The sequence below is a fragment of the Sodalis sp. RH16 genome, from assembly GCF_047324245.1.
Classification (GTDB): Bacteria; Pseudomonadota; Gammaproteobacteria; order Enterobacterales; family Enterobacteriaceae; genus Acerihabitans; species Acerihabitans ligni.
This window is the reverse complement of sequence record NZ_CP178737.1, coordinates 5,080,312-5,106,277: the sequence shown is the minus strand read 5'-3', so window position 1 is coordinate 5,106,277 and position 25,966 is coordinate 5,080,312. Positions and strand designations below refer to the sequence as shown.

The 25,966-nt window shown below is 53.1% G+C and carries 28 protein-coding genes; 18 read left to right on the top strand and 10 right to left on the bottom strand.

The window, feature by feature from the left end:
• Positions 1-132: 132 nt before the first annotated feature.
• Positions 133-270 (bottom strand): hypothetical protein, encoded by a 138-nt coding sequence (locus ACL2XJ_RS23280; protein WP_413724621.1) that lies wholly within the window; start codon positions 268-270, stop codon positions 133-135.
• Positions 271-1,027: 757 nt separating this feature from the next.
• Between ACL2XJ_RS23280 and ACL2XJ_RS23275 the strand changes: the two genes are divergently transcribed.
• From ACL2XJ_RS23275 to ACL2XJ_RS23260, 4 genes are all read left to right on the top strand, one after another.
• Positions 1,028-1,549: a hypothetical protein gene (locus ACL2XJ_RS23275; RefSeq protein ID WP_413724620.1), complete on the top strand. Its 522-nt coding sequence runs from the start codon at positions 1,028-1,030 to the stop codon at positions 1,547-1,549.
• A gap of 380 nt (positions 1,550-1,929) precedes the next feature.
• Positions 1,930-2,229, top strand: a complete 300-nt coding sequence (locus ACL2XJ_RS23270; RefSeq protein WP_132921306.1) for a hypothetical protein — start codon at positions 1,930-1,932, stop codon at positions 2,227-2,229.
• 78 nt (positions 2,230-2,307) lie between these two features.
• A complete protein-coding gene (locus tag ACL2XJ_RS23265; RefSeq protein ID WP_413724619.1) occupies positions 2,308-3,183 on the top strand; it encodes an SDR family oxidoreductase in 876 nt (291 codons plus the stop codon).
• Positions 3,184-3,310: 127 nt separating this feature from the next.
• On the top strand, positions 3,311-3,607 hold the full coding sequence (locus ACL2XJ_RS23260; RefSeq protein WP_413724618.1) for a hypothetical protein: 297 nt from the start codon (positions 3,311-3,313) through the stop codon (positions 3,605-3,607).
• Positions 3,608-3,824: 217 nt separating this feature from the next.
• On the opposite strand, the gene ACL2XJ_RS23255 is transcribed toward ACL2XJ_RS23260, so the two are convergent.
• Positions 3,825-4,067 (bottom strand): DUF6429 family protein, encoded by a 243-nt coding sequence (locus ACL2XJ_RS23255; RefSeq protein ID WP_132921309.1) that lies wholly within the window; start codon positions 4,065-4,067, stop codon positions 3,825-3,827.
• A gap of 356 nt (positions 4,068-4,423) precedes the next feature.
• Here ACL2XJ_RS23255 and fbaB point away from each other — a divergent pair, with 356 nt between their 5' ends.
• Complete coding sequence (fbaB, locus tag ACL2XJ_RS23250) at positions 4,424-5,476, top strand: class I fructose-bisphosphate aldolase (protein WP_413724617.1); 1,053 nt, start codon at positions 4,424-4,426, stop codon at positions 5,474-5,476.
• Positions 5,477-5,614: 138 nt separating this feature from the next.
• Here the strand turns inward: fbaB and ACL2XJ_RS23245 are convergent, their stop codons facing one another.
• The 5 genes from ACL2XJ_RS23245 to yebS all read right to left on the bottom strand — a co-directional run bounded on the left by ACL2XJ_RS23245 (position 5,615) and on the right by yebS (position 10,879).
• Positions 5,615-5,827 carry a KTSC domain-containing protein gene (locus tag ACL2XJ_RS23245; protein WP_413724616.1) on the bottom strand — a complete coding sequence of 71 codons (213 nt, stop codon included), beginning with the start codon at positions 5,825-5,827 and terminating at the stop codon, positions 5,615-5,617.
• 81 nt (positions 5,828-5,908) lie between these two features.
• Positions 5,909-6,484, bottom strand: a complete 576-nt coding sequence (locus tag ACL2XJ_RS23240) for a hypothetical protein (protein ID WP_413724615.1) — start codon at positions 6,482-6,484, stop codon at positions 5,909-5,911.
• 174 nt (positions 6,485-6,658) lie between these two features.
• Positions 6,659-6,904 (bottom strand): DUF1480 family protein, encoded by a 246-nt coding sequence (locus ACL2XJ_RS23235; protein ID WP_132921312.1) that lies wholly within the window; start codon positions 6,902-6,904, stop codon positions 6,659-6,661.
• Between the two features lie 128 nt (positions 6,905-7,032).
• On the bottom strand, positions 7,033-9,660 hold the full coding sequence (locus ACL2XJ_RS23230; RefSeq protein WP_413724614.1) for an MlaD family protein: 2,628 nt from the start codon (positions 9,658-9,660) through the stop codon (positions 7,033-7,035).
• The gene (gene yebS, locus ACL2XJ_RS23225) at positions 9,632-10,879 is read right to left on the bottom strand and encodes a membrane integrity lipid transport subunit YebS (protein ID WP_413724613.1); all 1,248 of its coding nucleotides are present in this window, start codon (positions 10,877-10,879) and stop codon (positions 9,632-9,634) included. Before yebS ends, ACL2XJ_RS23230 begins: the two co-directional genes overlap by 29 nt.
• A gap of 233 nt (positions 10,880-11,112) precedes the next feature.
• On the opposite strand from yebS, the gene ACL2XJ_RS23220 reads away from it, so the two are divergent.
• From ACL2XJ_RS23220 to htpX, 4 genes are all read left to right on the top strand, one after another.
• Positions 11,113-11,610, top strand: coding sequence for a GAF domain-containing protein (locus ACL2XJ_RS23220; RefSeq protein ID WP_413726951.1), 498 nt, complete (start codon positions 11,113-11,115; stop codon positions 11,608-11,610).
• A gap of 95 nt (positions 11,611-11,705) precedes the next feature.
• Entirely contained in the window at positions 11,706-12,407 is a 702-nt protein-coding gene (proQ, locus tag ACL2XJ_RS23215; RefSeq protein WP_132921315.1) for an RNA chaperone ProQ, read from the top strand.
• A 19-nt stretch (positions 12,408-12,426) separates the two neighbouring features.
• Positions 12,427-14,478, top strand: a complete 2,052-nt coding sequence (gene prc, locus ACL2XJ_RS23210) for a carboxy terminal-processing peptidase (RefSeq protein WP_413724612.1) — start codon at positions 12,427-12,429, stop codon at positions 14,476-14,478.
• Between the two features lie 158 nt (positions 14,479-14,636).
• Positions 14,637-15,518: a protease HtpX gene (gene htpX, locus ACL2XJ_RS23205; protein WP_203521221.1), complete on the top strand. Its 882-nt coding sequence runs from the start codon at positions 14,637-14,639 to the stop codon at positions 15,516-15,518.
• A 4-nt stretch (positions 15,519-15,522) separates the two neighbouring features.
• Here htpX and ACL2XJ_RS23200 read toward each other — a convergent pair whose 3' ends face one another.
• Positions 15,523-16,914, bottom strand: coding sequence for an MFS transporter (locus ACL2XJ_RS23200; RefSeq protein WP_132921318.1), 1,392 nt, complete (start codon positions 16,912-16,914; stop codon positions 15,523-15,525).
• Between the two features lie 211 nt (positions 16,915-17,125).
• On the opposite strand from ACL2XJ_RS23200, the gene kdgR reads away from it, so the two are divergent.
• The 7 genes from kdgR (at position 17,126) to cspE (ending at position 21,318) form a co-directional block, all read left to right on the top strand.
• Positions 17,126-17,917 carry a DNA-binding transcriptional regulator KdgR gene (gene kdgR, locus ACL2XJ_RS23195; protein WP_132921319.1) on the top strand — a complete coding sequence of 264 codons (792 nt, stop codon included), beginning with the start codon at positions 17,126-17,128 and terminating at the stop codon, positions 17,915-17,917.
• Positions 17,918-17,938: 21 nt separating this feature from the next.
• On the top strand, positions 17,939-18,187 hold the full coding sequence (locus ACL2XJ_RS23190; protein ID WP_413724611.1) for a DUF2766 family protein: 249 nt from the start codon (positions 17,939-17,941) through the stop codon (positions 18,185-18,187).
• A gap of 213 nt (positions 18,188-18,400) precedes the next feature.
• Positions 18,401-18,493 (top strand): PhoP/PhoQ regulator MgrB, encoded by a 93-nt coding sequence (locus ACL2XJ_RS23185; RefSeq protein ID WP_132927723.1) that lies wholly within the window; start codon positions 18,401-18,403, stop codon positions 18,491-18,493.
• Positions 18,494-18,667: 174 nt separating this feature from the next.
• Positions 18,668-18,940: a YebO family protein gene (locus ACL2XJ_RS23180; protein WP_132921321.1), complete on the top strand. Its 273-nt coding sequence runs from the start codon at positions 18,668-18,670 to the stop codon at positions 18,938-18,940.
• A 210-nt stretch (positions 18,941-19,150) separates the two neighbouring features.
• Complete coding sequence (locus ACL2XJ_RS23175) at positions 19,151-20,137, top strand: MBL fold metallo-hydrolase (protein ID WP_413724610.1); 987 nt, start codon at positions 19,151-19,153, stop codon at positions 20,135-20,137.
• 813 nt (positions 20,138-20,950) lie between these two features.
• Positions 20,951-21,085 (top strand): DUF2627 domain-containing protein, encoded by a 135-nt coding sequence (locus tag ACL2XJ_RS23170; RefSeq protein WP_413724609.1) that lies wholly within the window; start codon positions 20,951-20,953, stop codon positions 21,083-21,085.
• Between the two features lie 23 nt (positions 21,086-21,108).
• Positions 21,109-21,318 (top strand): transcription antiterminator/RNA stability regulator CspE, encoded by a 210-nt coding sequence (cspE, locus tag ACL2XJ_RS23165; protein ID WP_005968829.1) that lies wholly within the window; start codon positions 21,109-21,111, stop codon positions 21,316-21,318.
• 158 nt (positions 21,319-21,476) lie between these two features.
• Here cspE and ACL2XJ_RS23160 read toward each other — a convergent pair whose 3' ends face one another.
• On the bottom strand, positions 21,477-22,181 hold the full coding sequence (locus tag ACL2XJ_RS23160; protein ID WP_413724608.1) for a polyphenol oxidase family protein: 705 nt from the start codon (positions 22,179-22,181) through the stop codon (positions 21,477-21,479).
• 189 nt (positions 22,182-22,370) lie between these two features.
• Here ACL2XJ_RS23160 and ftsI point away from each other — a divergent pair, with 189 nt between their 5' ends.
• Together ftsI and rlmA are read left to right on the top strand one after the other, a co-directional pair.
• Positions 22,371-24,134: a peptidoglycan glycosyltransferase FtsI gene (gene ftsI / locus ACL2XJ_RS23155; protein ID WP_132921325.1), complete on the top strand. Its 1,764-nt coding sequence runs from the start codon at positions 22,371-22,373 to the stop codon at positions 24,132-24,134.
• Positions 24,135-24,282: 148 nt separating this feature from the next.
• Positions 24,283-25,101: a 23S rRNA (guanine(745)-N(1))-methyltransferase gene (gene rlmA, locus ACL2XJ_RS23150; RefSeq protein ID WP_413724607.1), complete on the top strand. Its 819-nt coding sequence runs from the start codon at positions 24,283-24,285 to the stop codon at positions 25,099-25,101.
• Here the strand turns inward: rlmA and mntP are convergent, their stop codons facing one another.
• A complete protein-coding gene (mntP, locus tag ACL2XJ_RS23145; protein ID WP_132921327.1) occupies positions 25,102-25,683 on the bottom strand; it encodes a manganese efflux pump MntP in 582 nt (193 codons plus the stop codon). It lies immediately after the preceding gene.
• Positions 25,684-25,966 lie beyond the last annotated feature (283 nt).

The following is a 25,966-nucleotide window of genomic DNA, read 5'->3' as shown; positions in this document are numbered from 1 at the left end:
CGACCGCAGCAGCGAACATCCGAATATAAGAGGAAGTCAGAGGGATTATTCTACTGACATTCTGCCATTACAGCCGACCATTTAATCACTGCAAGAGCCCATTACCTTTTCCTGATGGGCTCTGACAGTAATTTACCAACGTGATTTGGTATTTGCATGGAGTGATGAATTAACCATGGCCGCCAGGGCCACCGCCACCCGGTCCGCCACCGCCTCCACCACCAGGTCCACCCATCTGGCCGCCACCAGGACCACCACCGTCTCCACCATCCGGGCCTGGCCACCAAATACAGCCGCTTAGGGCCACACTGAGCATTATGATACTTAACATCATCAATAATCGTCGCATATTTACTCCTTATTAAGTCATGTTGAGTATTCATCTCAGGAAGTAATACGCAATGCGAATAGTACTAAATAATTACTGATTAGTTCATTTATTTCATATGGTTACATTACTTGAATAAAATCTTACGATTTCATGTCGCTGCGCTGTCGGAAGCGTACCTCGTCAGCCTCGACGCAGCTTCTCTTATCTGCTGAGCGCGGGGATTTAAGCAAATAGCGAATGCCGCCCATTACAGGCTCGTAGTGGCTGCGCAGGCTATGGCAGAAGAATGTGCGCGCGGACATAAACCGCATTAATGAACGCTATTGTGCTTATACCAATAACCCTGGAAGATCCATTGCTAAGCCGACCCATCGCGGCTGAAGTTCTGCTGTCCGCTTACCCTGCCACTAAAGTAACGCTTATTTTTTGTCTCAGCATCCAGATGGCTTGATTTTTTCATTAAAAACATCTAAATACATCATATTGTAAAGTATTGTTAAGCAGTAAGACAAAGATGCGCTCCCTTCATTTTTGACCAAAATTTTATAAGTTATTGATATTAATGCTTTTTATCCGGTCGGCGTCGCAACCTCGAGGGCGCGGTTCTCTTCGTGACATGAACTAAAAAAAAGTAACAATGCAGTTTTGTTTATTAAAGAAAAGGCCATAGACCAGTCTCTGGAATAGGGGGTAAAAGTGTCTGGTAAATCCCAATGGATAAAGTTCATATGTTTAATGTTCCTGTTGTCTTACTTTTCACAAACATTTGCGAACGATTTGGACCTCTATTCATTAGATACTGCATCCTTTGCGTATCACGTTTATGCCCCGAAGGAGGGGGACAATCAATACTTTAAAAACCAACTGTTTGCCATTGAAAAAAAAGTGCATAACAATTCAGATTACTTTTTTTTGGCCGGTACTTTCGTCAACAGTGAAAGCAACCGATGCGTATTGTTGGGTATGGGGAAAAATTGGGTAAGGCATAACAATTGGAGCTTTGAAGGGTTATACGCGTACGCAGGCGAATTTGTATTCAAACCCTTTGAGCATTGCGGAGATGATGGGTTCTACCACGATGTTAAAAGGGCGACCGGTATAGGTTTTGCCCCCTATATTTATCATGGCGTTAAATATGATTTGAATAGCTATATCAGTGTAAGGTCAGGTCTTCTTCTGCCTGGTATTGTTATCATGAGCCTACAGTTCAGATTCTGACTGATATGTACACGGTCCGGGGGCAGCCCATCCCCTGGTCGGGCTGTCAGGCAACAGGTTTCGGCTGAAACCCACAATTCGTCATCCGAGCCGTTCGCTGGCCTGATGTTCCGTCGCGGCGTAGCGCGCCAGTTCATGTTTCTCAGATGCCGTTAAAGTTTTTTTCTACAACTTTTTTAATAATTTCATGATGTAAGCTGAGGAATACGTGTATTTGCTTTGGTCGCTGGAGGGGGTTTTTTGACAAACAAGGCGCTGTGCCATTCTCTGCTCATGGCAGTTGCGCAAATTGTGACAGAGAAAGTGCGAATCAAACCACCGCTATGGTTAACTTATGATTAAAATATACTGGGATAAATAAATGAAAAAAGGAATCAGTCATGAATGGGAAACTTTGGGTGGATTATCTGGTGATTGGCGGAAAACGTCACGGCGAAAGGTATGTAGAGCTACAGGAAGAAAATGAAGTTTTTATTAAAGCACAGATACAGCCGCTCATAGAGTTTATTGCCCCTTCTATTGCTGAAAAATTAAGCAAAAAAGCCGGGAAATATTACAAGGTTGAAAGGTTCGTCTACAACGGCAAGACGTATCTTCTCGCGATATTGAAATCAAAAGCAGGCTATGACATCGAAAATCTTCTTCTTCAATCTGACCCGCCCGTAAAGCCTATTGATTGAGATTGTCACCGCCTCCGGGAGTGAACGTCTACAGTTATGGGATATCCATATGCCAATAACGGTAGCGGGGGAAACGACATGACGATATTGATAACGGGCAGTACCGGCATCATAGGCCGGCAGGTTATGGACAATCTGGCGGGACAGCAGATCAACATCCGGGCTCTGACGCGTACTCCGGAACGTGCTTCTTTTCCTGCGGGGATAGACCCTGTCAAAGGCGATCTCACCGATCCACAGAGCATGCGCGCCGCCATGGACGGTGTGGATACGCTGTTCTTGCTGGTGTCCAATGCGCCTGATGAGCTGACCCAGGCGATACAGGCGGTAAATGTTGCCCGGGAAAAAGGCGTCAAGGGGCTGGTTTATTTTTCCGTCATACGGTCGGACAAGTTTGTTGATGTTCCGCACTTTACCAGTAAGTATACGGTGGAGCGGATGATCGAACACTCGGGTATGCCCGCCACCATTTTGCGGCCCGGCTATTTTATGCAGAATGATAAGCGCCAGCGAACAGTCCTGCTGGATAAGGGATTATATGCCATGCCGGTGGGTGAAAAAGGCCTGTCGATGGTTGATGTGCGCGATATCGGCGAAGCCGCCGCCAAAGCGCTGATAAGCAGGCATGGCGAGCAACAGCCGGCACCGAATGAAATATATGAATGCGTCGGTCCAGATGCGCTGACGGGACAGGGGGTGGCGGAATTGTGGAGTCAGGTGCTCAACAAAGACATTCATTACGCCGGCAACAATCTCGATCTCTTTGAGCAGCAGATGCTGCAGGCCGGGCAACCCGGTTGGCTGGCTTATGATATGCGCCTTATGTTGCAGCGCTATCAGCAGGATGGCGCTGTTGCCGACGCAGCGACCGTCCAGCGTTTTGCCCGATTGCTCGGCCACTCTCCCCGGCGCTATCGGGATTTTTGCCGTGAAATGGCTGACGGCTGGTTATAGCGGGGTGGGGCAAATATCAGCAATGCTATGTCCATGGCTATTCTGACTTTTGCGATTTACGGCAGGTCTGCGAGGTGATGGCTCATGATATTGTTTCTGGACTTTGGGGAAACAGGAGAATGAAATCATGGGTGAAAACTTTCAGGAAGCACCTCTGCCGATTGGCAGCGTTTTCAGACGCAACGACCATGTGATTTTGCTATCAAAACCTGTAGGAGAACCACGAAAAAGATACAGGATCAGCGTTAGAATTTCTTCCATACACGACGGCATTTACCAAGGTTTTATTACATCGGTCGAAAATGCCGACGATCATGAACGACCGGGTGATTTCTTTCACCCAGAGGAACGGATAAGCTTTGAGAAAAGGCATATTCAGGGCATTGCGGCGCATTCGGAGGTTAACGCTTCGTCGGCGGGGTAATGATGCCTTGATCACTTATCCTCTGCAGGGTTGAGGCGTTTTTTTTTGCTCGCCGCTAACTGGCTTCGTCATACGGTCGCGGTGAGCATGTTACTGCCTTGCGCTGAATGCTTATTCTTCAGCTATCCCGAGTAGGAACGATATTCTTTCCCGCGTCATTTCTTCACTCGGGCAAACTCTGGCGGGACGCGGCGCAGGCCTGAACGAAAAATTCCGTTTATTCGCCTTTATTATCGGCAATCACGAAATAGCGTTCGAAAAGACGCTTGGATTCGCGCAAGCCCTCTTCGGTAAACACAACGGATTTTGTCTTATTGGCGGGATTGCAGATAAAACCTCGCTCGTAGAGGCGGTCCATTGCATCCCAGTCATGGCCCTTCCAGGCCCGGTCATAGTCATGGAGCGTAAGATAGAGCAGTGCCAGAACGGCTTCATCAATGGCATTTGTATTGATATTCATGTCGTTATCCCCTGTGCTTTTCTGCCCGCGCGGTCAAACCCTCAGAGGGTGGGCTGGTATAAAAAACCTTGTTATAAAATATCGTTTATGAGTGAATTTTTAATTCATGGCAAGAGGAATTACCGCTAAAGAGGCACCTGCCGGCTAACTTGCAGGCATGAGCCGGGACCGAGGCCGGCCCTTAAATGCCGCTGCCGAGACATCGGCGCTTACGAACTATTTATGGCAACCGGCGGCAATCGGAACTAGGATTGCTCTGCTTAGCAGGGAAAATTTCCCGTTGCGAACGTTTTCCCCGTTATGACTCTTCGACAGTTTTATGCCGTACTTTAGTATCAATCAAAGGAGGCTATCACATGACCGATATTTCATCACTTTTGGGTAAAGACGCCGCAACGCTGCTGGAACACCGCTGTACAACTATCCCCGCCGAACATCTGTGCCTGCCGGGCAGCGATTATGTCGACAGGGTAATGATGGACAATGTCCGTTCGCCCGTGGTCCTGCGCAATATGCAAACGATGTTCAATACCGGCCGCCTGGCGGGTACCGGCTATCTCTCCATCCTGCCGGTGGATCAGGGAGTCGAACATTCCGCCGGTGCGTCGTTTGCCGCTAATCCGCTGTATTTTGATCCGAAGAACATCGTTGAACTGGCGTTGGAAGCCGGCTGTAACTGCGTCGCCTCAACCTACGGCGTGCTGGCGGCGGTCTCACGCCGTTATGCTCACCGTATCCCGTTTTTGGTCAAAATTAATCATAACGAAACCCTCAGCTATCCCACTCAATACGACCAAACCCTTTATGCCAGCGTCGATCAGGCATTTGATTTGGGGGCGGTAGCGGTTGGCGCCACCATCTATTTCGGCTCGGAGGAGTCCCGCCGGCAGATAGAAGAAGTCTCCGCCGCGTTTGCCCGCGCTCATGAATTGGGCCTGGTTACGGTATTGTGGGCCTATTTGCGCAACTCAGCCTTTAAAAAAGACGGGGTGGATTATCATACCAGCGCCGATTTGACCGGTCAGGCCAATCATCTTGCCGCCACCATTGGCGCCGATATCGTTAAGCAGAAGATGGCCGAGAACAACGGCGGGTATAAAGCCATTAACTTCGGTTATACCGATGAACGGGTTTATAGTACGCTGACATCGGATAATCCCATCGACCTGGTGCGTTATCAATTAGCTAACTGCTATATGGGCCGTGCCGGCCTGATTAACTCCGGCGGCGCGTCGGCAGGCGCGACCGATATGGCGGAATCCGTTCGGACGGCGGTCATCAATAAGCGGGCCGGCGGCATGGGTATGATTATGGGACGTAAAGCATTCAAACGGTCTATGAAAGAGGGTGTGGCCCTGATTAATGCAGTGCAGGATGTTTATCTGGATAAAACCATTACCATTGCCTGATGAATAGGGCTGCGGCGCTTTTCGAATAGATAAAAAATGGGCCAGGGTGAGGCCCAATGACTTCAAAGAAATAAAATTGGGGAGAAGACATTCGGTTTACCAACAACGCCAAGCTTGAACCTCCGCTTAAGGGTGTAATCAACCGACTTTTCGGCAAAGGTACCTATGTTTGATCAGGTTTTTAAAACACTCGCTTTTTGATGGGGCTTCCATCAAGGAGTGATAAACGCTCAAAGAAACCCCGGGATATTGATATACGCCGATGGTTTGAAATTTTATTTCAAGCATGCGATGGGCAACATCATATCCTACGGACTGGATCTCTTCAGATACTACTCGCTGACGTTCCACGTGCTGTTCCTCCGCTGGAAGAGAAAAACTCAGGAAAATCGTAAAACATTTTTTTCGCGGCAACTTTGTCAGAGATCATGATTAAAGTTTCGCCAGCACCTCTTTTATTACCCGGTAGCAATCTTCGATATGAGCATTCCCCAGGACCTTCATTGCGCTGAAGCTCAAACCGGCCGCAGCGGCCTGGCCGACTATCGGCACATAGCGCAGCGCTGTTTTGGCGGTGATTTTGAAGCCGACCCGTTTGAGCAGCAGGGATACGATTTTACGGGTAATGGTGCTGCCGATAACGCGGCTGCCGATGCCGGAGATGGCGATCATGGTGTATTTTTTGCGGTTCGGATGCAGTGCATCGATTTGCCGCGGCGTTAGACCGAACTTTTCATTTATGGCCGGCAGTAAGGTCATCAGTAACGAAACGTCGGTGCCAATATCCAGGCCGGGTATCGGAATAATCGCCGCGCCGGCGGATAAACCGGCACGCCGGGTCACCATTTTGCGGCACTCCCGGCGTACCTGCTCCAATTCCTCCAAGGTTTGAATGACGCGGCCTCCCCTTGGAACTTTTACGTTATACGCATCCCGGCTATCGGAGTGATAGGTCGCTATGCTCGCGTCAGGTTCTATAATGGTTTCATTACCCTCGGTACGAGCCATTTCCGACTTGCCTTCAGTCATCAGCCTTCGGGCTGATTTTTTTTTATTAAACGTCAGCATATTTTTTCGTTTCACGACCAGAGTTAAGCCGCCGTCGCGGGGTGGCGCGCCGGGGAGAAAGTATCAGCAGGGCCTTGGGCTCATCGGGCCGGCCCGATGGCAAGGCGTTGAGGGCTATTCCAGCCGCATGATCCAGGCGTCGTTGTCATGGTCATAATGCTGCCGGTAAAGAACGTGCTCTTTACCGTCAAGGAAAGCGGGAATGCTGGTTTGTTCATCCCAGCCGTCCAGTTGCTTGCAAAGATCGGGATCGGATTTGCAGGGAATACTCAGGATATTCTCGACGCTATGATTTGTTCCGCTCGTTAACTCCGCATCGTCAACTTTAAAACTGCCTATTTTGACTGTGGTCTTGGTCATGGCTATGCCCTTTATCGTTTCTTGCCCGGAGCAAATTCCCTTGGCTTCTCACGTTTTAAGCATAGTCAAGATCACACGAATTGCTTAAAGCCGGCTGCCCCAGGGCAAGCCGGCGGTCTGGCTGGCATTCATCCCTGCGGTACGGCGGTGCCCCAGTCATGCCACTCTTTCTGCTCTTCGCTGTTGAGCAGGAAATGCTTGCCGGCGTTGGCTTTAGGCGCCAGCGGGGTGGTGGGCGGGGTGGCAAACGCAATACCGCCGCGGATAAACTGCTGGAAGGTGCCGCTTTTAACCGAACCGCCGGTCAAGCCGAACTTCAGATCATATCCCGACGCCAGCCAGAACACGGAATTGTCCCGCACCAGATGCTGGTACTGCTTGCTGATGCGCAGCGACACATAGACCCGATCCGCCATCGGCCCCAGCGACATGCCGGTAACGGTGCCGACTTCAATGCCGCGGAACAGCACCGGAGTACCCACCTGCAGCGCACCCGCTTCCGGCGTATCCACCACGATGTTCAGACCGTCAAGATAGCGGGAATCGCTGATGGTGGCCTGTTGCAAGGTGAAGTTGCGCGTCGTTTGTCCTTTGCCCGGCTCAACGTTGATATAAGGTTGGAACAGGGTTTCCAAATGGGTGACCCCGGCGGCGGAGATTTCCGGCGTCACCACTGAGAACTGCGTGCCGACCCGGGCGAATGCCTGGACATACTCCGGATAAAGCACGGCCTGCGCCAGCACTTCGCTGTTTTGAGACGAAAGCTTAAGGGTTTCCACCTGTCCGACATCGATGCCAAGATAGCGAATGGGCATGCCCGGCGAGAGCTTGCTGGCGTCGAAGGTTTGCAGCACAATCTGGCTGCCCACCGCCCGCGCCGCGTTTTCCGAGGCATAGAGCCTGCGCAACTGGCCTTTGACCTGTACCGCGCCGTCCAGATTATCAAAGCTAATAGCGCCTTTCAGCGCACGATCGAGAGGGGATGCCTGTACGCTAATGCCGCTGCCGTTAATCTGCACTCTGGCGCCGCCTTCCGCCCAGAAGATGCTGTGGTCGGTGAGCAGCTTGCGGTATTGCGGGCGGATATAGACATCCACATCAAAACTTTTCGCGGTGGGGCGGACATCAGTGATTTCCCCCACCTGGAATTTACGGTACATCACGATGGAACCGGATTGTATATCCGGCAGGCTGTCGGCGGTGAGCGTCAGCGTCGCAGCGGGTTTTTCCCCCTGTATGCCCTGTTCTGCCAGTTCACGGTTGCCATAGAGGGGATAATGATCCAGGGGCGCGCCCTGGGTGCCGGGGATCATCACGATGCCGCCGTCCAGCCACTCCTGCGCGCTGGTGCCCAGCACCCGAACGCCGTCCAGGCCGAACTTCACGTCTACCCGGCTGTTAACGACGAATTTGGTATTTTTATGCAACAGTCCGGCGTATTCCGGCTCAATAGCCGCCTCGAACAGCACGCCGTTACCGTCCAGTTTGCGGCTGATGACTTTGCCCACCGCAACGCCATACAGCGTCAGGGGTTGGCCGCTGTCGATACCGTAGCTTTCCGGCGCCGAGAGGGTGAAGGTTTTCACTCCCGGTTCCTGCAACAGGCGATGGTTGCTGTCAAGCACGGTGAAATGCTCCTGAAGCGCCCCGCCGCCGGGAATCAGATTAAGCGTGGTGCCGGTGAGCAGATTACTCAGGTTGAGGTTATTGAGGGAAGGCTGCGGCGTTTCCATTTCAATGCGGGTGCCGCTGCGCATCAAATCCTTTATGGAGGGATTGATGGCCAGCTCCCCGGTTACCTTATTATCGCCGCCCAGATTCAGCTTGGTGAGTGTGCCCACTTCCAGTCCCTGATAGAGCAGGGGGGTATGGCCTTCGCTGAGGTTATCCCCGTTGGGCAGGTCCACCGTGATTATCACCCCCCGCTGGCTGTGGGCGAGATCGGGATAAAGGGTAAAAGTGTCGTCGGTGCGGGCCTGTTCGCTATTTTGCGGCGAATCAAAGGCGATGGCGCCGTTCACCAAGGCCGCCATGCTCTCCATATCCACCTGGGCACCGTGGAAATCCACACTGGCCTTGATACCCGAGACATTCCAGAAGCGGCTGTCTTTTTTCACCAAATCGGTAAAGCGCCGGTCGATCAAAACATCGATATTGACGTCGCCCTTTTCCCTGGAAATATCAAAGTCATACACTTTGCCCACCGGTAATTTCCGGTAGTACACCAAAGAGCCGGTATTCAGCGCCCCCAGGTTTTGCGCATGCATGTGGATCAGCAATTCGCCGGTATTGACCCGGTATTTCGGCTGGGTGTCCAGGGCGGTGAAATGGGTTTGCGGGTCGCCTTTACCGGGCATCATGCCGATATAGTTGCCGCCCACCAGGGCATCAAGCCCTGAAATCCCCGCCAGTGACGCCTTGGGCGTCACCAGCCAGAACTGGGTACCCTGGCGCAGGGCATCGCGCATATCGCGCTTGATGCCGACCTCTACCTTGATGGTGCGCAAATCGTTGCTTAACTTGATGTTTTGCACCGTGCCGACTTCCACCCCCTGGTAACGCACCGGGGTCCGCCCGGCCACAATGCCGTCGGCGGAGATAAAATCAATGGTCACCGTGGCGCCTTTCTCCTGGACCGTGCTGTATACCAGCCAGCCGGCAATCAATAAGGCAATAAACGGCAACAGCCAAAAGGGCGAAATACGGCGCTTGTTTTTGACCTCCGCGTTAATCGGTGTAGTCGGCGTTTGCGGCATGTGCATCCCATATCAGACGGCTGTCTAACCACTCGACAGCAAGTATTGTCAAAATAACGGCGGAGCCAAAATAAAACGCCGCCGGTCCCATAGTAAAAGCCAAAAGCTGGTCGCGATCCACCAGCGACATCGTGATGGAAATAACAAACAAGTCCAGCATTGACCAACGGCCGATCCAACTGACAAAGCGTAACAGGCGGATGCGGGTTTTCAATCCTTGCCGCACTTTAAAATGAATGCTCAGTAATAAGGTCAGCAGGACGATGACCTTGAGAAACGGCACCAGAATGCTGGCGATGAAAACCACCGCCGCCACCGGTATGTTATCGTTCGCCAACGAACCGATGGCGGAAAGTATGGTACTTTCATTACGCCCGCCGTTGATATAGATAATCGAAATCGGCAAGAGATTCGCCGGGATAAGCAATACCACCGAGGCGATTAACGCCGCCCAGGATTTCTGCAGGCTTTGCCGGCGGCGAAGCCGCAGGGGGGTATGACAGCGCGGACAGCGGCCCCGTTCATCGGCATAACCGGTGAAATTGCAGCCCAGGCAAACTTTCAGACCGGCGGTATTCGTGCGAAAAGGGGGGACGGGCTCCGGGTAGAAATGTTCCCAGAGCTGGCCGATATTCAGGTGGGTCATGGTCACCACGCTGAGCAGCGCCAGCGCGATGAATGCCGGCAAGGCCAGGCCGGTATCCACATCGGCGTAATCCTTGACTTTGATGGCCGCCACCGCCATGCCGATCAGATAGATATCCAGCATGACCCATTCTTTCAGGCGGGTAAGCATCAGCAAAACCGGCCGCAGATTCATTCCCAACCGCTCACCGACATTCAGGTAGAGTATGGCTATAACCAGCGTACAGGGAGCGCCGACGGTACAAAATGCCACCATGCTGGCGGTAATAGGCTGGCCTTGGATGGCCATTTGCCAGATACCGTGCACCAGCGTGGCATTGATGGAGGTACCCAGCAGGCGGATGCTGATTAACGGTTCCCCATAGGCGAAGGGCATCAGTACCACCATGGTGAGTGCCAGGATCGCCAGCTGATTTATCGTCCATTCATGGCCGAGGGCGACCTTGGCCCGGCAGCGCGGACAAAAAGCGTCCTGATTCTGATGCAATGTCGGCAAAATGAACAAGGTATCGCATTGAGCGCAACGCTGGTAGCGGCCTTGGGGCAAGGCATAATGGATGTGCTTTATTTTCATATTCTACCGACGCTGAACTCGTTCACATGCCTCTATACCTGCCTCGTAGACGCCGGTGCGGCGAGTCACAGCGGGAATATAATGCCGGCGACGTTGCGCAAACATACCTGCCGAGGCTGGCTTTGTGAAGCAATAAAGGATTAATCTTGTGGCCTTGGGCATTTATTGCTTATTTTATAGAGGCTGGCATTCCGGCTGATATCAGACAGATTAGCTCATTTATTGGTTTACATATGAAAAAACAACAATTCTATAGTGAATTACTACAAAGTATGTCGGCGCTGATTGACGGCGAAACCCATTTTATCGCGGCGCTGGCGAACGTCAGCGCCTTGCTTTTTGAACACCTCGAAGACGTTAATTGGGCCGGTTTTTATCTGCTGGACGGTGATACACTGGTGCTGGGACCGTTCCAAGGTAAAATCGCCTGTGTGCGCATTCCGGTAGGCAAGGGAGTCTGTGGTACGGCGGTGGCGGAAAACAGAATTTTGCGGGTGGACGATGTCCACGAATTTCCCGGGCATATCGCTTGCGACGCTGCAAGTCTTGCTGAAATCGTCCTGCCTATTACCCTGGACGGCCGGGTGGTTGGCGTACTCGATATCGATAGCACGATTTATCATCGCTTCGATCATGAGGACGAAGAAGGCCTGAAAGCTTTGGTGGAGCGGCTTTGCCAGCAATTAAATCAAACTGATCTGCGAAGATTTATCAATAATACCTTATATTGATATACGGATAACGTGGCATTTGCCGATGGCGTCATTATAATGACGCCTGTTCATGCCTGCGCTGGTTGGCAAACCCGTTGTAATCAGGAAATTTCATGGAAAATCAACCCAAGTTGAACAGTAATAAAGAAGTGATAGCCTTTCTGGCTGAGCGTTTCCCGCTCTGCTTTACCGCCGAGGGCGAGGCGAGGCCATTAAAAATAGGCATTTTTGCGGATCTGGTCGCCCGCATCCAGGAAGAAGATAACCTGAGCAAAACGCAGCTGCGCTCCGCATTGCGGCTCTATACCTCAAGCTGGCGCTATCTGTACGGCATAAAACTCGGCGCTCAGCGCGTGGATCTCGACGGCAATCCCTGTGGAGAATTGGAAGCGCAGCATGTGGAGCATGCCCGCAAGCAGCTCGAGGAAGCCAAAGCCCGCGTGCAGCAGCAACGCGCCGCGCAGCAGGCCAAAAAACGTGAAAACGGCGAAGCGCCCGCTCCACGGCGTGCCGCGCCCGCCAATCCGGCCGCTGCTGAACGCAAAGGCCCCGATGGAGCGAATACGCCTCGCAGGCCGCGTCCCGCCTCCCGGCCAAGAAATGAACGTCCCTCTCAAGAGGTTAAAAAACCCGCGCCCGCCCGTCAGGTGCAGGTTACCGATATTTCCAAACTGCAAATCGGTCAGGCCATCAAAATCAAGGTAGGCAAAGATCCCATGGAAGCAACCGTGATGGAAATTGCCAAAGAAGGGGTACGTGTGCAGCTTTCTTCCGGGATGGCTTTGATAGTGCGCGCAGAACACCTGCAGTTCTGATACGGAGGCCAACCAGGGCATGAACAAATTTGTCAGAGTAACTGCACTTGCAGGGTTGTTACTGGCGGGATCGGTGGTGGCGGCAGAGGTGAAGATAACCCGTGCCGATCAGATTCCCCAGCTTCACGAAGAAGCACAGCAAGAAACGGTCAGTGAACGTGTTACGGCGCGTTTTACCCGTTCCCATTATCGCCAGTTTGATTTGGACGATGCCTTCTCGGAGAAAATTTTCGCTCGTTATCTCAATATGCTGGATTACAGCCACAATGTGCTGCTGGCATCGGACATTGCCCGATTTTCGGATAAGAAAGATCAGCTTGACGACGAACTGAAAAACGGAAAACTGGATGTCCCCTTTGCGCTTTATAATCTGGCGCAGCAACGGCGCTTCGAGCGTTATGAATATGCATTGGCCCAATTGGCCAAACCCATGGATTTTACCGGTAGCGACACCATTGATCTCGACCGCAGCAAAGCGCCCTGGCCGCAAAGCGAAGCCGAACTCAACAAGCTTTGGGACGCCAAGGTCAAATACGATGAGTTAAGCCTCAAGCTTACCGGCAAAAAAGACGATGAAATACGCGACATACTGACCAAGCGCTATCAGTTCGCAATTCGCCGGCTGGCGCAAAGCAACAGTGAAGACGTATTTCAAATGGTGATGAATGCCTTCGCCCATGAAATCGATCCGCATACCAATTACCTTTCCCCGCGCAATACCGAGCAGTTCAATACTGAAATGAGCCTGTCGCTGGAAGGGATTGGCGCGGTGTTGCAAATGGATGACGACTATACCGTCATCAATTCGCTGGTGCCCGGCGGGCCGGCGGCGAAAAGCAAAACCATTATGGTCGGGGATCGCGTGGTGGGCGTCGGCCAGACCGGCAAGCCCATGGTCGACGTCATCGGCTGGCGCCTGGACGATGTGGTATCGCTTATCAAAGGTCCGAAGGGCAGCAAGGTCCGTTTGGAAATTCTGCCGGCGGGCAAGGGAACCAAGACGCGTATCGTCACCGTCATCCGCGAGCGTATCCGTCTTGAGGATCGCGCGGTGAAGATGACCATCAAACAGGTGGGTCAGCAAAAGGTTGCGGTGCTGGATATTCCCGGCTTTTACGTGGGCCTGACCGATGACGTCAAGGTCCAGCTGCAAAAACTGGAAAAACAAAACGTCAGCAGCGTGATTATCGATTTGCGCACCAACGGCGGCGGCGCTTTGACCGAAGCCGTGTCGCTGTCCGGGCTGTTTATTCCCAGCGGACCGATAGTCCAGGTTCGCGACAATAACGGCAAGATACGTGAAGACAGCGATAACGACGGTATCGTGTACTATAAAGGACCCCTGGTGGTGCTGGTGGACAGATTCAGCGCCTCGGCATCGGAAATTTTCGCCGCCGCCATGCAGGATTATGGCCGGGCGTTGATAGTCGGCGAGCCGACCTTCGGCAAAGGCACGGTGCAGCAGTACCGCTCCCTTAACCGCATCTACGATCAGATGCTGCGTCCCGACTGGCCGCCGCTGGGCTCAATCCAGTACACTATCCAGAAATTCTACCGGATCAATGGCGGCAGCACCCAGCGTAAAGGGGTTGTGCCGGATATCATCATGCCTACCGGCTATGAGACGGACATTGAAACCGGGGAGAAATTTGAAGATAACGCCTTGCCCTGGGACAGCATCAATGCGGCTACCTACACTAAGAGCGGTGATTTGAAGCCCTTTGCCGCTGAACTGCTGAAGGCGCACCAGGCGCGGATCGCGGCGGACCCTGAGTTCCAATATATCGCTCAGGATATTGCCCGCCTCAATGCCATGAAGGATAAACGCAATATCGCGTCCCTGAATCTGGCGCAGCGCGAGAAGGAAAATCACGAGGATGACGCCATTCGTTTGCAGCGTATCAATGACCGCTTGCAGCGGGAAGGCAAAAAACCGGTGAAATCCCTGGACGACATACCGAAAGATTACCACGAACCCGATCCCTACCTGGACGAGACCGTGCATATTGCATTGGACCTCGCCAAGGCGCAAAGCGGCCAGCAGCCGCTGCAGCCGGCGGCGGTAAAATAAAAACCGAGGCGCCACACCGGCGCCTTTATTTTTTTACAAAATGTAAAGTTATGTCTTTTTAAGCACTTATTGGCAAGTTACGCTTGAAAACCCTCTGAAAGCCCATACGATCCCTTTAACGCAATCGGCGTGATTTTTATCAGGGGACCACATTCTATATGATGCGCATCGCTCTCTTTCTGCTTACCAACCTGGCGGTTATGCTGGTATTCGGTCTGGTGCTGAGCCTGACGGGGATACAATCTTCCAGCGCCGCCGGATTGATGATCATGGCCGGCCTGTTTGGTTTTGGCGGCGCCTTCGTTTCGCTGTGGCTGTCGAAGTCCATGGCGCTGCGTTCGGTGGGCGGGGAAGTCATCGAGCGCCCGCGCAATGAAACCGAACGCTGGCTGCTGGCTACCGTGCAGCGCCAATCGCAGCAGGCGGGCATTGTCATGCCCCAGGTGGCGGTCTACCCGGCGCCGGATATCAACGCCTTCGCTACCGGCGCCCGGCGCGACGCCTCTCTGGTGGCGGTTAGTACCGGCCTGCTGCAAAATATGAGCCGCGATGAGGCCGAAGCGGTCATCGCCCATGAAATCAGCCACGTCTCCAACGGCGATATGGTCACCATGACCCTGATACAGGGCGTGGTGAATACCTTCGTGATTTTTGTCTCTCGGATCCTGGCGCAGCTGGCCGCCGGCTTTTTGTCATCGAACCGTGATGAAGGGGAAAGCAACGGCGGCAATCCGATGATCTATTTTGCCGTGTCCATGGTGCTGGAGCTGGTGTTCGGAGTGCTGGCAAGCCTGATTACGCTATGGTTCTCACGACATCGCGAATTCCATGCCGATGCCGGTTCGGCGCGGCTGGTGGGGCGCGATAAGATGATTGCCGCGCTGCAGCGCCTGAAAACCAGCTACGAACCCCAGGAAGAGGGCGGCATGCTGGCGTTTTGCATCAACGGTAAATCAAAATCCTTCAGCGAGCTGTTTATGTCGCATCCGCCGTTGGATAAACGTATCGAGGCCCTGCGGTCCGGCGCCTATTTGAAATAACCGGCTACCTGCCGGCGGTGCTTTGGCGCTGCGGATTGGGTTGGCTTATACGCAGTGCGCTCACCATGGCTGCCGCCGTTGCAAAGCCGCCGGCCAGCAGCAAAGAGGCATGGGTGCCGCCGGTGCCCAATAAATTAAACATCAGCGCCACCAGGGCGGCGCCGGAGGTTTGTCCCACCAGGCGCGCGGTCCCCAGCATCCCGCTGGCGCCGCCACTGCGGTTGCGTGGCGCGGACGTGATAATGGTATGGTTGTTGGGGGACTGGAATAAGCCGAACCCGGCGCCGCACAGCATCATCCGCCAGACGATGTCGGCATTGGCCGGCGATCCCGGTAGCCAGGCCAGGGAGAAAAGCCCGGCGGCAAAGATACCCAACCCCACAGCCCCCAGCAAACCGGCATGGACACGGCCTATCAGCCTGCCCGCCAGCATGGCGAACAGCATTGTCGCCAGCGGCCAGGGCGTCAGCAATAACCCGGTAGCCACTTCGTCGCGGCCCAGTATGCTTTGCAAAAAAAACGGCAGGGAAACCATGGCCAGCATCTGGGCGCAGAAAGAACAGATGGACGTGCAAAGGGAAAGGGAGAAGAGCGGGATACGCAGCAAATCAACCGGCAGCAGCGGCCAGGGTTGACGAAGCTGATGCCGGATAAAAATGGTGCCGACTATCACCGCGCCGGCAAGCTCGGTCAAAATCATATATCCGTTCAGGCGTTGGGCAAAGCCCCCCAGGGCTGACAATAACAGGCCGAAGGTCAGGGCGTTCATGCCGGCGCTGGCGAAATTGAACCGCTGTCCGGTGTTTTTTATTGGATTTGCCGGCAGGAATCGATGACCAAGATAAAAGGCCAGCAGGCCGATGGGCACGTTGATGGCGAACAGCCACTGCCAGGTGGCGATGGATAACACGCCGGCGGCCACGGTAGGCCCCGCCGCGGTGGATACCGCCACTATCAGGGTGTTGATAGCCATCCCTTTCCCCAGCAGGCGCGTGGGATAAATAATACGGATCAGCGCCGTATTGATGCTCATGATGGCCGCGGCGCCAAACCCTTGCAGCACGCGGGCGCCTATCAGCATCCAAAGGTTTTGGGATAAGGCGCATGACAGGGACATCAGGCTGAACACCACCAGACCGCATTGATATACCCGTCGGAAACCGTAAATATCCCCCAAGGTGGCGAAGGAGAGCAGGGTCATAATGATGGCGAGCTGATAGGCATTGACCACCCAGATTGAGGCGGCCGGACTGGCGTGAAGTTCGCGCGCGATGGTAGGAAGGGCTACATTGGCGATGGCGCTGTCCAGCACGGCGACGGTGATGCTGAGTGCTACGGTGATGATCGCACCATAGCGCTGAGGCGTAGGAACGCCATCAGCAATTTTATCAATCATGAATGTTTAACAACCGTCAAAACCCTTATCCTAGCATTAAACCCTGCTGTAACGGATCAGCAGGCCGCCGGAGAAATGTAATAATTACTGACTGGACATTAAAGCCGGCTTTATTCAGCACAGCCATTGCGAAATTTGGAGTCATACCTTTATAATGGAAATTATGTTCTAGTTTTTTTAAAACAAAACGCTTATCAGGATTTCCATAAAAATGACGATTGCAGATTTAGACAGACAACCCGACTCCGTATCGTCAGTATTGAAGGTTTTTGGTATTCTCCAGGCACTGGGGGAAGAGCGGGAAATCGGCATTACCGAGCTGGCCCAGCGGGTGTTGATGTCAAAAAGCACCGTGTATCGCTTTCTCCAAACCATGAAATCCCTCGGTTACGTCTCCCAGGAAGGCGAATCGGAGAAATACTCCCTGACGCTGAAGCTATTCGAATTGGGTGCCAAGGCTTTACAGAATATCGATCTGATTCGCATCGCCGATGTTCAAATGCGGGTACTGTCCAATTTAACCCGTGAAACCATCCATCTTGGCTCGCTGGATGAAGACAGCATCGTTTACATCCATAAAATCGATTCAATGTACAATCTGCGCATGTATTCCCGCGTAGGCCGCCGGAATCCCCTTTACAGCACGGCAATCGGCAAGGTGTTGCTGGCCTGGCGCGAGGCGGATGAAGCGCAGCGTATCCTTTCGGGGGTGGTTTTTAATCGCAGCACCCGCCGCACCGTCGCCGATGCTGCGTCGTTGATGCCGGAATTGATTAAAGTGCGCCAGCAAGGCTTCGGCGAAGATAACGAAGAGCAGGAGGATGGCTTGCGCTGCGTCGCGGTGCCGATATTTGACCGTTTCGGCGTGGTGATTGCCGGCCTTAGCATCTCTTTTCCCACCATCCGTTTCGCTGAAGAAAGCAAAAACGACTATGTCGCCATGCTGCATGAGGCGGCACGCAATATTTCCCGCCAAATCGGCTATCGCGAATATCCTTTTTAAGGGAAGACCGGAGACATTACCATGTCGGAATCCTTCACCCACGACCAGGAGTTGATCTCTGATCTCGTGGCCTGTCAGCTGGTTATCAAGCAAATCCTCGACGTTATCGATGTGATAGCCCCTGCCCATGTTCGCGATAAAATGTCGCAACAGCTAAAAAGCATCGATGTAACCAGCCATCCCGCGGCGCGAGATCCTATCACCCGCCGCGCTATCGAAAAAGCCATAACGTTAATCGATCTCAAATTTGATCAGGCGCCAACCCATTGATTTTTATTATATATATCTTATCGCATAGATTTTTTTTATAATCTGTAACACATATCATCGTCCTTTAAATCATTATTCTGGTAATAAAATGGACCATGGTTAGTCTTTGTTTAAGTTATCCTAGATAAAATATATTCATCGAGGAAGTACAGGACTTGGGTTTTGAAAAAAAACACGGCACTATCAATACTGGGCATTTTACTACTGTGCTTGATGTTATGGCTGTCGGCATTGAATAGCTTTTGTGATCAGGGCGGTGATTTTTTCAACGGTATGTGTTTTGTCACGAAATGGATGCCATGGTGACGGATGCCATGGTGACGGATGCCATGGGCGATTGCCGTCATGCTTTTGTCCATAGGTGTTTAATGCATGAAACTATCTTGAATGGAGAGCAGGGCCAAAGAGTCGTTTCAGGATACATTGCTGAGCAGAGGGTGTTAAGATAGCGTTTGGTTTTATCAGTGATTAGGTCATGTTATGAACGATTTAGGATTTAATACCCTCAATATCGCCTCAATGGGGCTGTTTTTACTTGTTTTTATTATCGGTCTCGTGGTCTGGTTTTTCCTCAACCGCGCCAGCGTCAGGGCCAATGAACAAATCATGTTGCTTAATGAGCTACTCGAACAGCAGAAAAAACAAACCGAATTATTGATGCGGTTAGGTCAGATGAATTCCCCGCAAAACGACGCCAAGGTCCCTGCCGCCGGCGAACCTATCATGTTCAAAGACTTTATCGCCGAGCGTTAAACTTCGTCGGGCCCGCCTCCCTTGCTGCCTGCTGCGATACCCAATCCTGATCCGGTCCTCCTTGTGCATGTACAGGCTCGCCCTTGCAAAGGAAAATATTTACCGGGTCAAGGTTTTGTGTTCACATTTAGTCAACATTCTATATTATTCTACTGCCGGATCTTGCATTATCAGGGGATAAAGCGAGTAAACAGGAGAGTCGAAGAGACAATGGCGAAAAACAATCCTTGGTACGATGAGTCCAAACCACACCATACGCCGTTAGGCTTTCGCAATCTTGAACCTTCAGTAAGAACCCCCGATGCGTTTAAAAAATGGCATCGAGAGCGCAAAAAACAAGGCTTTCCCCGGCCTCCGCAGGGGGGCTATGCTCAATTCATCCGGGACTGGTGGCAACCCGCTGATTTCAGCGGCAGTGAGGATGCTATTTGGTGGCTGGGCCATGCCTGCCTGCTTATCCGCACCTCCGGGCGATATCTACTGCTCGACCCCGCCCTGGGCGAGCGCGCCTCGCCAATACCCTTTGTCGGCCCCAAACGCAGAACGCCCCTGGCGGTGGGGATTGATGAGCTGCCTCCCATTGATGCGGTGATTTATTCTCATAATCACTATGATCATTTGGATAGAAGCACTCTGCGCCGGTTACTGAAGCGTTTTCCCGATCTACAGGTGATGGCCCCGCTGGGCATGGGGGAATGGCTTGAAAAACGGGGCGTCAAGACTGTTTCCCAATGTGATTGGTGGGAGAGCATCACCTTTCACGATCTTCGCCTTCACTGCGTTCCTGCGCGCCATTGGAGCATGCGTACTTTCAAAGACCGGAACCGCAGTCTGTGGTGCGGCTGGGTCGTGGAAAGCCGGCGCTGGCGTTTTTACTTTTCCGGCGACAGCGGTTATACCCCCGGCCTGGCAGAGATCGGACAGCGCCTGGGACCTTTTGACATTGCCGCCTTGCCCATCGGAGCCTATGCACCAGAATGGTTCATGGCAGAAAGCCACATGAGTCCCGCCAGTGCGGTAAAGTTTTACCAAGAGCTGAACTGTCCGCTGGTTATTCCGATTCATTGGGGGGTATTCGAACTGGCGGACGAATCCCTGGATGAGCCGCCGCGGGAGCTGGCGCAGGCGTTATTAAACGCCGGCATTGCCGATCATCGCTTTATGCCGTTGAAAATCGGCGCCAAAATAGACATATAGCTTTATCGCCTCTCAATAGCGGCTCGATCATCGCCTCAGACCGCGCCCTAGGGCTACCGGGTGGATTTATACAAAAAAATAGAAATGCGCAATGATGATTTTATATTTCAGATTAATACCGGATAGACACCAAGACACTATTTAGTCAGCCAAACAATCCAAAGGTTATTTTATTAGCATTATCTTCAGAAGTATATATTGCAGTATAATGACAATCAGGCATAAGCGATAAAGTTGCCTGCTTAATGGGGATGACATTATTAATCCCGCTTACGGCCGCGGGAGAACTTGCCGTTGCACAATATTGGTGATCACAAATAGCGCATAATTTATTAGCCCGTCACGGTCTTTAGGGCGCGGTGCCGGGCGTTGGGGCCGGTCAGATCGCCCGGCTGGCGTGGAGCCTGTGGCGGGCCCAGGGCAATGGCGGATAATTAACCGTTGCTTATGTTAAGCGGCACTGCTAATTTCTATTACTACGATAGTCGAATCCGGTATAAGAAAACTGGAAAAATGTGAGCTGGCCCCCTTGTTTTCTTTAATTGGGAAATGAATAGTTATTCTTGAATAATGCATTGGACGTTGACAAAGGTTTGCGCTAAGGTTAACGATAAATGGTACAGATATCATGATGGTGGTTTCACTCGGCACAAGGGGGTCGTTTTTTCAACTCTTTGATGCGGGGGGGGGCAACCGGATGCAACTGAACGATTTAATTATGTGCGACATATCCGGCCCTGATCAAAAATGGCTTGCCATTGATTACAGAGTATGTGATAACGCATTTGGGTAAAACGAGGTACAGTTCTGTATATGAATGGCATTTTCAGTAAAGAAGTTTTGCGTAAAGACGATAACGTTGCATACCGCTTCTCTGCCGATCCTAATCTTAGTGCCTCAAGCAGTAACGACTCCAGTTTGTCTCTGTCTCGCCTCAGGGCGATTTAAACACTCCAAAGGAAATATGCAAGATGGCAAAGATCAAAGGTCAAGTGAAGTGGTTCAACGAGTCTAAAGGTTTTGGTTTCATCACTCCGGCCGATGGCAGCAAAGATGTGTTTGTACACTTCTCCGCTATTCAGGGTAACGGCTTCAAAACTCTGGCCGAAGGCCAGAACGTAGAATTCGAAATCCAGGATGGCCAAAAAGGCCCTTCAGCAGTTAACGTAACTGCCCTGTAATCCGCGTTGCTTCGGTGACAGTCAATCATTTGATTGATGGATAACATGTAATCCCCCCTGCCAGTACTGAACTGGCAGGGTGTTCCATTTCCAAAATTCTATCCTGTTATTGCCTGCCCCTATTCGACAAATGCTTGCGTGTCCGGCCTTCGCAGATGTTATTTTCCGGTAATCACCAGCCCTGAATGCTGATTGCGTCCACTGATGGAAGGGTAAGCGGGATCTATTGCCCGCTGGCGGCAAAATCGCCGGTAGCTGGTGTAGCGGTGGCCTCCGGCGGCGGCGGTGCCGCAGATAGTGCATTGGCGCAGCACGTCTACCCCCTGAAATCCCAGAACCTGTAATTTATGGCGCGCAATGGCGGCCAAATCCAGATGCAGCGGCCTGGGCCGAACAATATTCGCCGGTATGGCTAATTGCTGCAGGAAATCCTCCACCAGGCTTTCACTGACTTCATAACAACAAGGTCCGGCCGCCGGGCCAATGGCCGCAACCCAGTTAGCCGGACCGTCGGGATAAGCCAACTGCGCGGCAAAGGCTTCCACGATCCCTGCCAGCAATCCACGCCAGCCGGCATGCACCACGCCGATACTTTTACCGTCGCGGCGGCAAAAAAGAATAGGCAGACAATCGGCGGTGAGCACATGCAGCAGTATGCCTGGGGTGGATGTGATCAATCCGTCCGCCTCTCCGCACGGCTCCGCCGGCCGGTAGACCCGGCGAATATCGATGCCGTGTACCTGTTTTTTAACCGGAGCGGTGTCCAGCCAGGGCTGCAATGGGACCGGCAATAGCGTGGCGGCGTCACCAAAGCCGTGACGTACGCCCGCAACGTTCTGTATCAGGCGGGAGTAAACTGTCATAATGTTAAGAAAGGCTCTTGCATTGAAAAGGATGAGACCATTTTAGCTTTTTTCAACGCGCCGGCCAGTGACAAAAAAGCATCCAGGCCGGCATTAAGATAAAATTCGCGCTTTGTTGCAAAAAAGCATGTCTTGTAGCATTGTTTTGACGATATAGCTCCGAAAGTTAGGGTTTAATGCTTTCAGTCAATGGGATGGCGACGCGAGAACAATGTGAAAAATAATTCGGGGCAGGGCAAGCAGAATTTTATCCAGTGGCGTTTTGGCTTAATGTGTGTCGGCATCACGCTCATCCTGGCGGTGCTGTTAATGCGCATAGCCTGGCTGCAGGTAATCAAACCGGATAATCTGGTGGCCCAGGAGAACATGCGATCGTTGCGGGTTGAGCAAACGCCTATTCCCCGCGGCATGATAACCGATCGCAACGGGCAGCCGCTGGCGGTAAGCGTACCGGTGGACGCGGTCTGGGCCGATCCCTATGAAGTGGCGCAAAAAGGCGGCGTGGAGAACTCATCCCGCTGGCAGGCCCTGGCGCAAACCGTGAATATGCCGTTCAACGAACTGGCGGAGCGCATTAACCACGATCCCCATATGCGCTTTATCTATCTGGGTCGCCAAATAGAACCCAACGTGGCGGATTACGTCAAACAATTAAAACTGCCGGGGATTTATTGCAAGGATGAATCCCGCCGGTTTTATCCGGCGGGAGAGACGGCGGCTAACCTGGTTGGCTTTACCAATATCGACGATCAGGGTATCGAAGGGGTCGAAAAAAGCTTTAATCGCCTGTTGACGGGCGTGGCGGGGCAGCGGGTGGTACGTAAGGATCGTTTCGGCCGGGTGGTAGAGACGCTTTCCTCAACCGACAGTTCCCCGGCGCATAATGTGGCGCTAAGCATCGACCTGCGCTTGCAGCGTATTACGGAGGAAGCCTTAAGCAACGCCGTGGCATTCAACAAGGCGGATTCCGGCGCCTCGGTGCTGGTGGATGTGAATACCGGCGAAATCCTGGCCCTGGCCAATTATCCTACCTTTAATCCCAACAACCGAACCGGCGCCCAGGAAGATGATTTTCGTAATCGAGCCATCAGCGATATTTTTGAACCCGGTTCGACGGTAAAACCCATGGTGGTCATGACCGCCTTAAAACAGGGCATTGTTAAACCGGACAGCCTGCTGGATACCCATCCCTACACGCTTAGCGGCCATCTGATCCGCGACGTGGCGTTCTATCCCCAATTGACCCTCACCGGCATATTGCAAAAGTCCAGCGACGTCGGCGTATCCCGTATGGCCTTGGCCATGCCCATCACCGCCCTGTTGAAGACCTATCTGGCGTTCGGCCTCGGACAACCCACCGATCTGGGCCTAACCGGGGAAAGCAGCGGCTTGATGCCGCACCGGCAGCGCTGGAGCGAGCTGGACCGGGCCACCTTCTCCTTTGGCTACGGCTTAATGGTGACGCCGGTGCAGCTTGCCCGTGTGTATGCCACCATCGCCAGCGACGGCATCTACCGGCCGCTATCCATTACCCGCATCGATCCGCCGGTCGTGGGACAGCGCGTGATGGAAGAGGGGCTGGTGCATGAGGTTAAACATATGATGGAAAGCGTCGCGTTGCCCGGCGGCGGCGGCATCAAGGCGGCGGTGCGCGGTTACCGGGTGGCGGTTAAAACCGGTACCGCCAAAAAAATCGGGCCTGACGGACAGTATATTGATAAATATATTGCCTATACCGCCGGTATCGCGCCGGCCAGCCGTCCGAGATTTGCCCTGGTGGTGGTTATCAATAACCCCCAGGGGGGGAAATATTATGGCGGTGCGGTCTCCGCGCCGGTATTCAGTACCATTATGTCCGAGGTCTTGCGCACCATGAACGTAGAACCTGATGCTCTGCCGGAAGACAATAATCGCATCGTGGTGGCCTCGAAGACCGATAATCATCCCTCATGACCGGTCTTACCGCCGCTGAGTCGCGCGCAGCCCCGTGCGCCGGCTTAGTGCCGGCCGGCCGTGCCTGGCCGGGACCGGTAAAATGACCATCCCGGCCAGGTTTTAAGGTAATATGCTTGCCTAATTGTCGCCCCCTACGGAATGCCCTATGTCTATTTACCAATGCCCGCTGTGTCGTCTGCCGCTGTTGCCCGCCGAGGGTTATTGGGCCTGCGAAGGACGGCACCGTTTTGACCGCGCGCGGGAAGGGTATGTAAATCTGCTGCCGGTGCAATTCAAACGCAGCCGGGAGCCCGGCGATGACCGGGGGATGATGCAGGCCCGCCGGACCTTTCTCGATGCAGGCCATTACCGGCGGATGCGCGATGGCGTCATCGCGTTGATAAACCGCCTGCAGCCGGACCGGTACGTCCGCTGGCTGGATATCGGCTGCGGAGAGGGCTATTACACCTCGGCGCTGGCAGCGGCCGTGGCGGCCCGTACGGGCCGGGTCTACGGACTGGATATTGCCAAGAACGCGGTGCGCGCCGCGGCAAAGCGCTATCCCGAGGTACGGTTTTGCGTCGCGTCCAGCCAGCGCTTGCCTTTTCTCGACGCTTCCCTCGACGGCATTCTGCGCATTTATGCGCCTTGTAATCCCGCCGAGATGTATCGCGTACTGAAACCGGGCGGCATCGTGGTAACGGTGGCGCCCGGACCAAGACACCTCCTGCAGCTCAAGGCGCGAATCTATTCCGAGGTCATGCTGCATCCGCTGAAAGACGAGCATTTTCCCGGCTTTGCCCCGCTGGCCGAAGAGCGGCTGCGTTTTGAACTGGCATTACCCGGTGAAGCGGCGGCCGCGCTGTTGCAAATGACGCCGTTTGCCTGGCGGGCGACGCCGGATGTGGTGGCGGCATTAACCGCCCTGGAAGAATTTACCTGTGAAACGGATTTTATTCTCCGCGCCTGGCGGCGGGAAGAGTGATTAAAAGCGGGCCATGAGCGCTGGGCCGATATGGGCGTAAAGGATATTACAGCCGATGCCTATCAGAATGACGCCGCCGATGATTTCCGCTTTTTTGCCCAGAATCGGCCCGATAAAGCGGCCCAGCAGCATACCCAGCGTGGCCATGAGCATGGTAGCCAGGCCAATGATCATCGCCGTATGGAGAATATTGACTTCCAGGAAGGCCAGACCGACGCCAATCGCCAGCGCATCCAGGCTGGTGGCGATGGCGGTGAACACCAGCACCTTGAGGCTGTGATGGCCTATAGGGGGTTTTGCCTCCGCTTGTTTACCGAAACCGCTCATCATCATACGAACGCCCAGACAGGCTAGCAGGACGAAGGCGACCCAGTGATCCCACTCCATAATATAATGGCTGGCGAGTAAACCCAGCGACCAGCCGATTAACGGGGTAATGGCTTCGATGGTGCCGAAAATAAGGCCGGTTCGCAGCGCTTCGCGCAAGGGGGGTTTATGAAGGGTAGCGCCTTTACCAATGGATGCGGCGAAGGCATCCATGGACATGCCGAAGGCAAGAATCAATGTTGCGGAAAGGTTCATACCATAACCTCGGCTGGGAGCCAATATCCACGCTTCCCCATCTCCCAACCTTACGATGGTTCGTCGTGTCTATAGTCTCGCCAACCATCCTGGTCGTCCGCACCACGTTTAAAACAAACGAGTATGTTGATACGGACATTCCCGCACTGACGACGGAAACCGGCTACTCCCTAATGACGGGCCAACCTTAACATAATAATTAACGACAAAACAACTACAAAAAAAGAGGGGGATTATGGAATGTAATCGATAATTATTTTCACTAAAATGAGGGAATTGAAGG

Bases quoted from the DNA above. Each gene is read 5' to 3' on its own strand.
- fbaB (WP_413724617.1), top strand. From the start codon at position 4,424: ATGACCGATATTTCATCACTTTTGGGTAAAGACGCCGCAACGCTGCTG.
- ACL2XJ_RS23265 (WP_413724619.1), top strand. From the start codon at position 2,308: ATGACGATATTGATAACGGGCAGTACCGGCATCATAGGCCGGCAGGTT.
- ftsI (WP_132921325.1), top strand. From the start codon at position 22,371: ATGGGATGGCGACGCGAGAACAATGTGAAAAATAATTCGGGGCAGGGC.
- ACL2XJ_RS23180 (WP_132921321.1), top strand. From the start codon at position 18,668: ATGAACGATTTAGGATTTAATACCCTCAATATCGCCTCAATGGGGCTG.
- cspE (WP_005968829.1), top strand. From the start codon at position 21,109: ATGGCAAAGATCAAAGGTCAAGTGAAGTGGTTCAACGAGTCTAAAGGT.
- ACL2XJ_RS23260 (WP_413724618.1), top strand. From the start codon at position 3,311: ATGGGTGAAAACTTTCAGGAAGCACCTCTGCCGATTGGCAGCGTTTTC.
- ACL2XJ_RS23230 (WP_413724614.1), bottom strand. From the start codon at position 9,660: ATGCCGCAAACGCCGACTACACCGATTAACGCGGAGGTCAAAAACAAG.
- ACL2XJ_RS23190 (WP_413724611.1), top strand. From the start codon at position 17,939: ATGTCGGAATCCTTCACCCACGACCAGGAGTTGATCTCTGATCTCGTG.
- ACL2XJ_RS23170 (WP_413724609.1), top strand. From the start codon at position 20,951: ATGAATGGCATTTTCAGTAAAGAAGTTTTGCGTAAAGACGATAACGTT.
- mntP (WP_132921327.1), bottom strand. From the start codon at position 25,683: ATGAACCTTTCCGCAACATTGATTCTTGCCTTCGGCATGTCCATGGAT.
- proQ (WP_132921315.1), top strand. From the start codon at position 11,706: ATGGAAAATCAACCCAAGTTGAACAGTAATAAAGAAGTGATAGCCTTT.
- yebS (WP_413724613.1), bottom strand. From the start codon at position 10,879: ATGAAAATAAAGCACATCCATTATGCCTTGCCCCAAGGCCGCTACCAG.
- kdgR (WP_132921319.1), top strand. From the start codon at position 17,126: ATGACGATTGCAGATTTAGACAGACAACCCGACTCCGTATCGTCAGTA.
- ACL2XJ_RS23240 (WP_413724615.1), bottom strand. From the start codon at position 6,484: ATGGCTCGTACCGAGGGTAATGAAACCATTATAGAACCTGACGCGAGC.
- ACL2XJ_RS23235 (WP_132921312.1), bottom strand. From the start codon at position 6,904: ATGACCAAGACCACAGTCAAAATAGGCAGTTTTAAAGTTGACGATGCG.
- ACL2XJ_RS23220 (WP_413726951.1), top strand. From the start codon at position 11,113: ATGAAAAAACAACAATTCTATAGTGAATTACTACAAAGTATGTCGGCG.
- ACL2XJ_RS23255 (WP_132921309.1), bottom strand. From the start codon at position 4,067: ATGAATATCAATACAAATGCCATTGATGAAGCCGTTCTGGCACTGCTC.
- htpX (WP_203521221.1), top strand. From the start codon at position 14,637: ATGATGCGCATCGCTCTCTTTCTGCTTACCAACCTGGCGGTTATGCTG.
- prc (WP_413724612.1), top strand. From the start codon at position 12,427: ATGAACAAATTTGTCAGAGTAACTGCACTTGCAGGGTTGTTACTGGCG.
- rlmA (WP_413724607.1), top strand. From the start codon at position 24,283: ATGTCTATTTACCAATGCCCGCTGTGTCGTCTGCCGCTGTTGCCCGCC.
- ACL2XJ_RS23160 (WP_413724608.1), bottom strand. From the start codon at position 22,181: ATGACAGTTTACTCCCGCCTGATACAGAACGTTGCGGGCGTACGTCAC.
- ACL2XJ_RS23185 (WP_132927723.1), top strand. From the start codon at position 18,401: ATGTTATGGCTGTCGGCATTGAATAGCTTTTGTGATCAGGGCGGTGAT.
- ACL2XJ_RS23280 (WP_413724621.1), bottom strand. From the start codon at position 270: ATGGTGGAGACGGTGGTGGTCCTGGTGGCGGCCAGATGGGTGGACCTG.
- ACL2XJ_RS23270 (WP_132921306.1), top strand. From the start codon at position 1,930: ATGAATGGGAAACTTTGGGTGGATTATCTGGTGATTGGCGGAAAACGT.
- ACL2XJ_RS23200 (WP_132921318.1), bottom strand. From the start codon at position 16,914: ATGATTGATAAAATTGCTGATGGCGTTCCTACGCCTCAGCGCTATGGT.
- ACL2XJ_RS23175 (WP_413724610.1), top strand. From the start codon at position 19,151: ATGGCGAAAAACAATCCTTGGTACGATGAGTCCAAACCACACCATACG.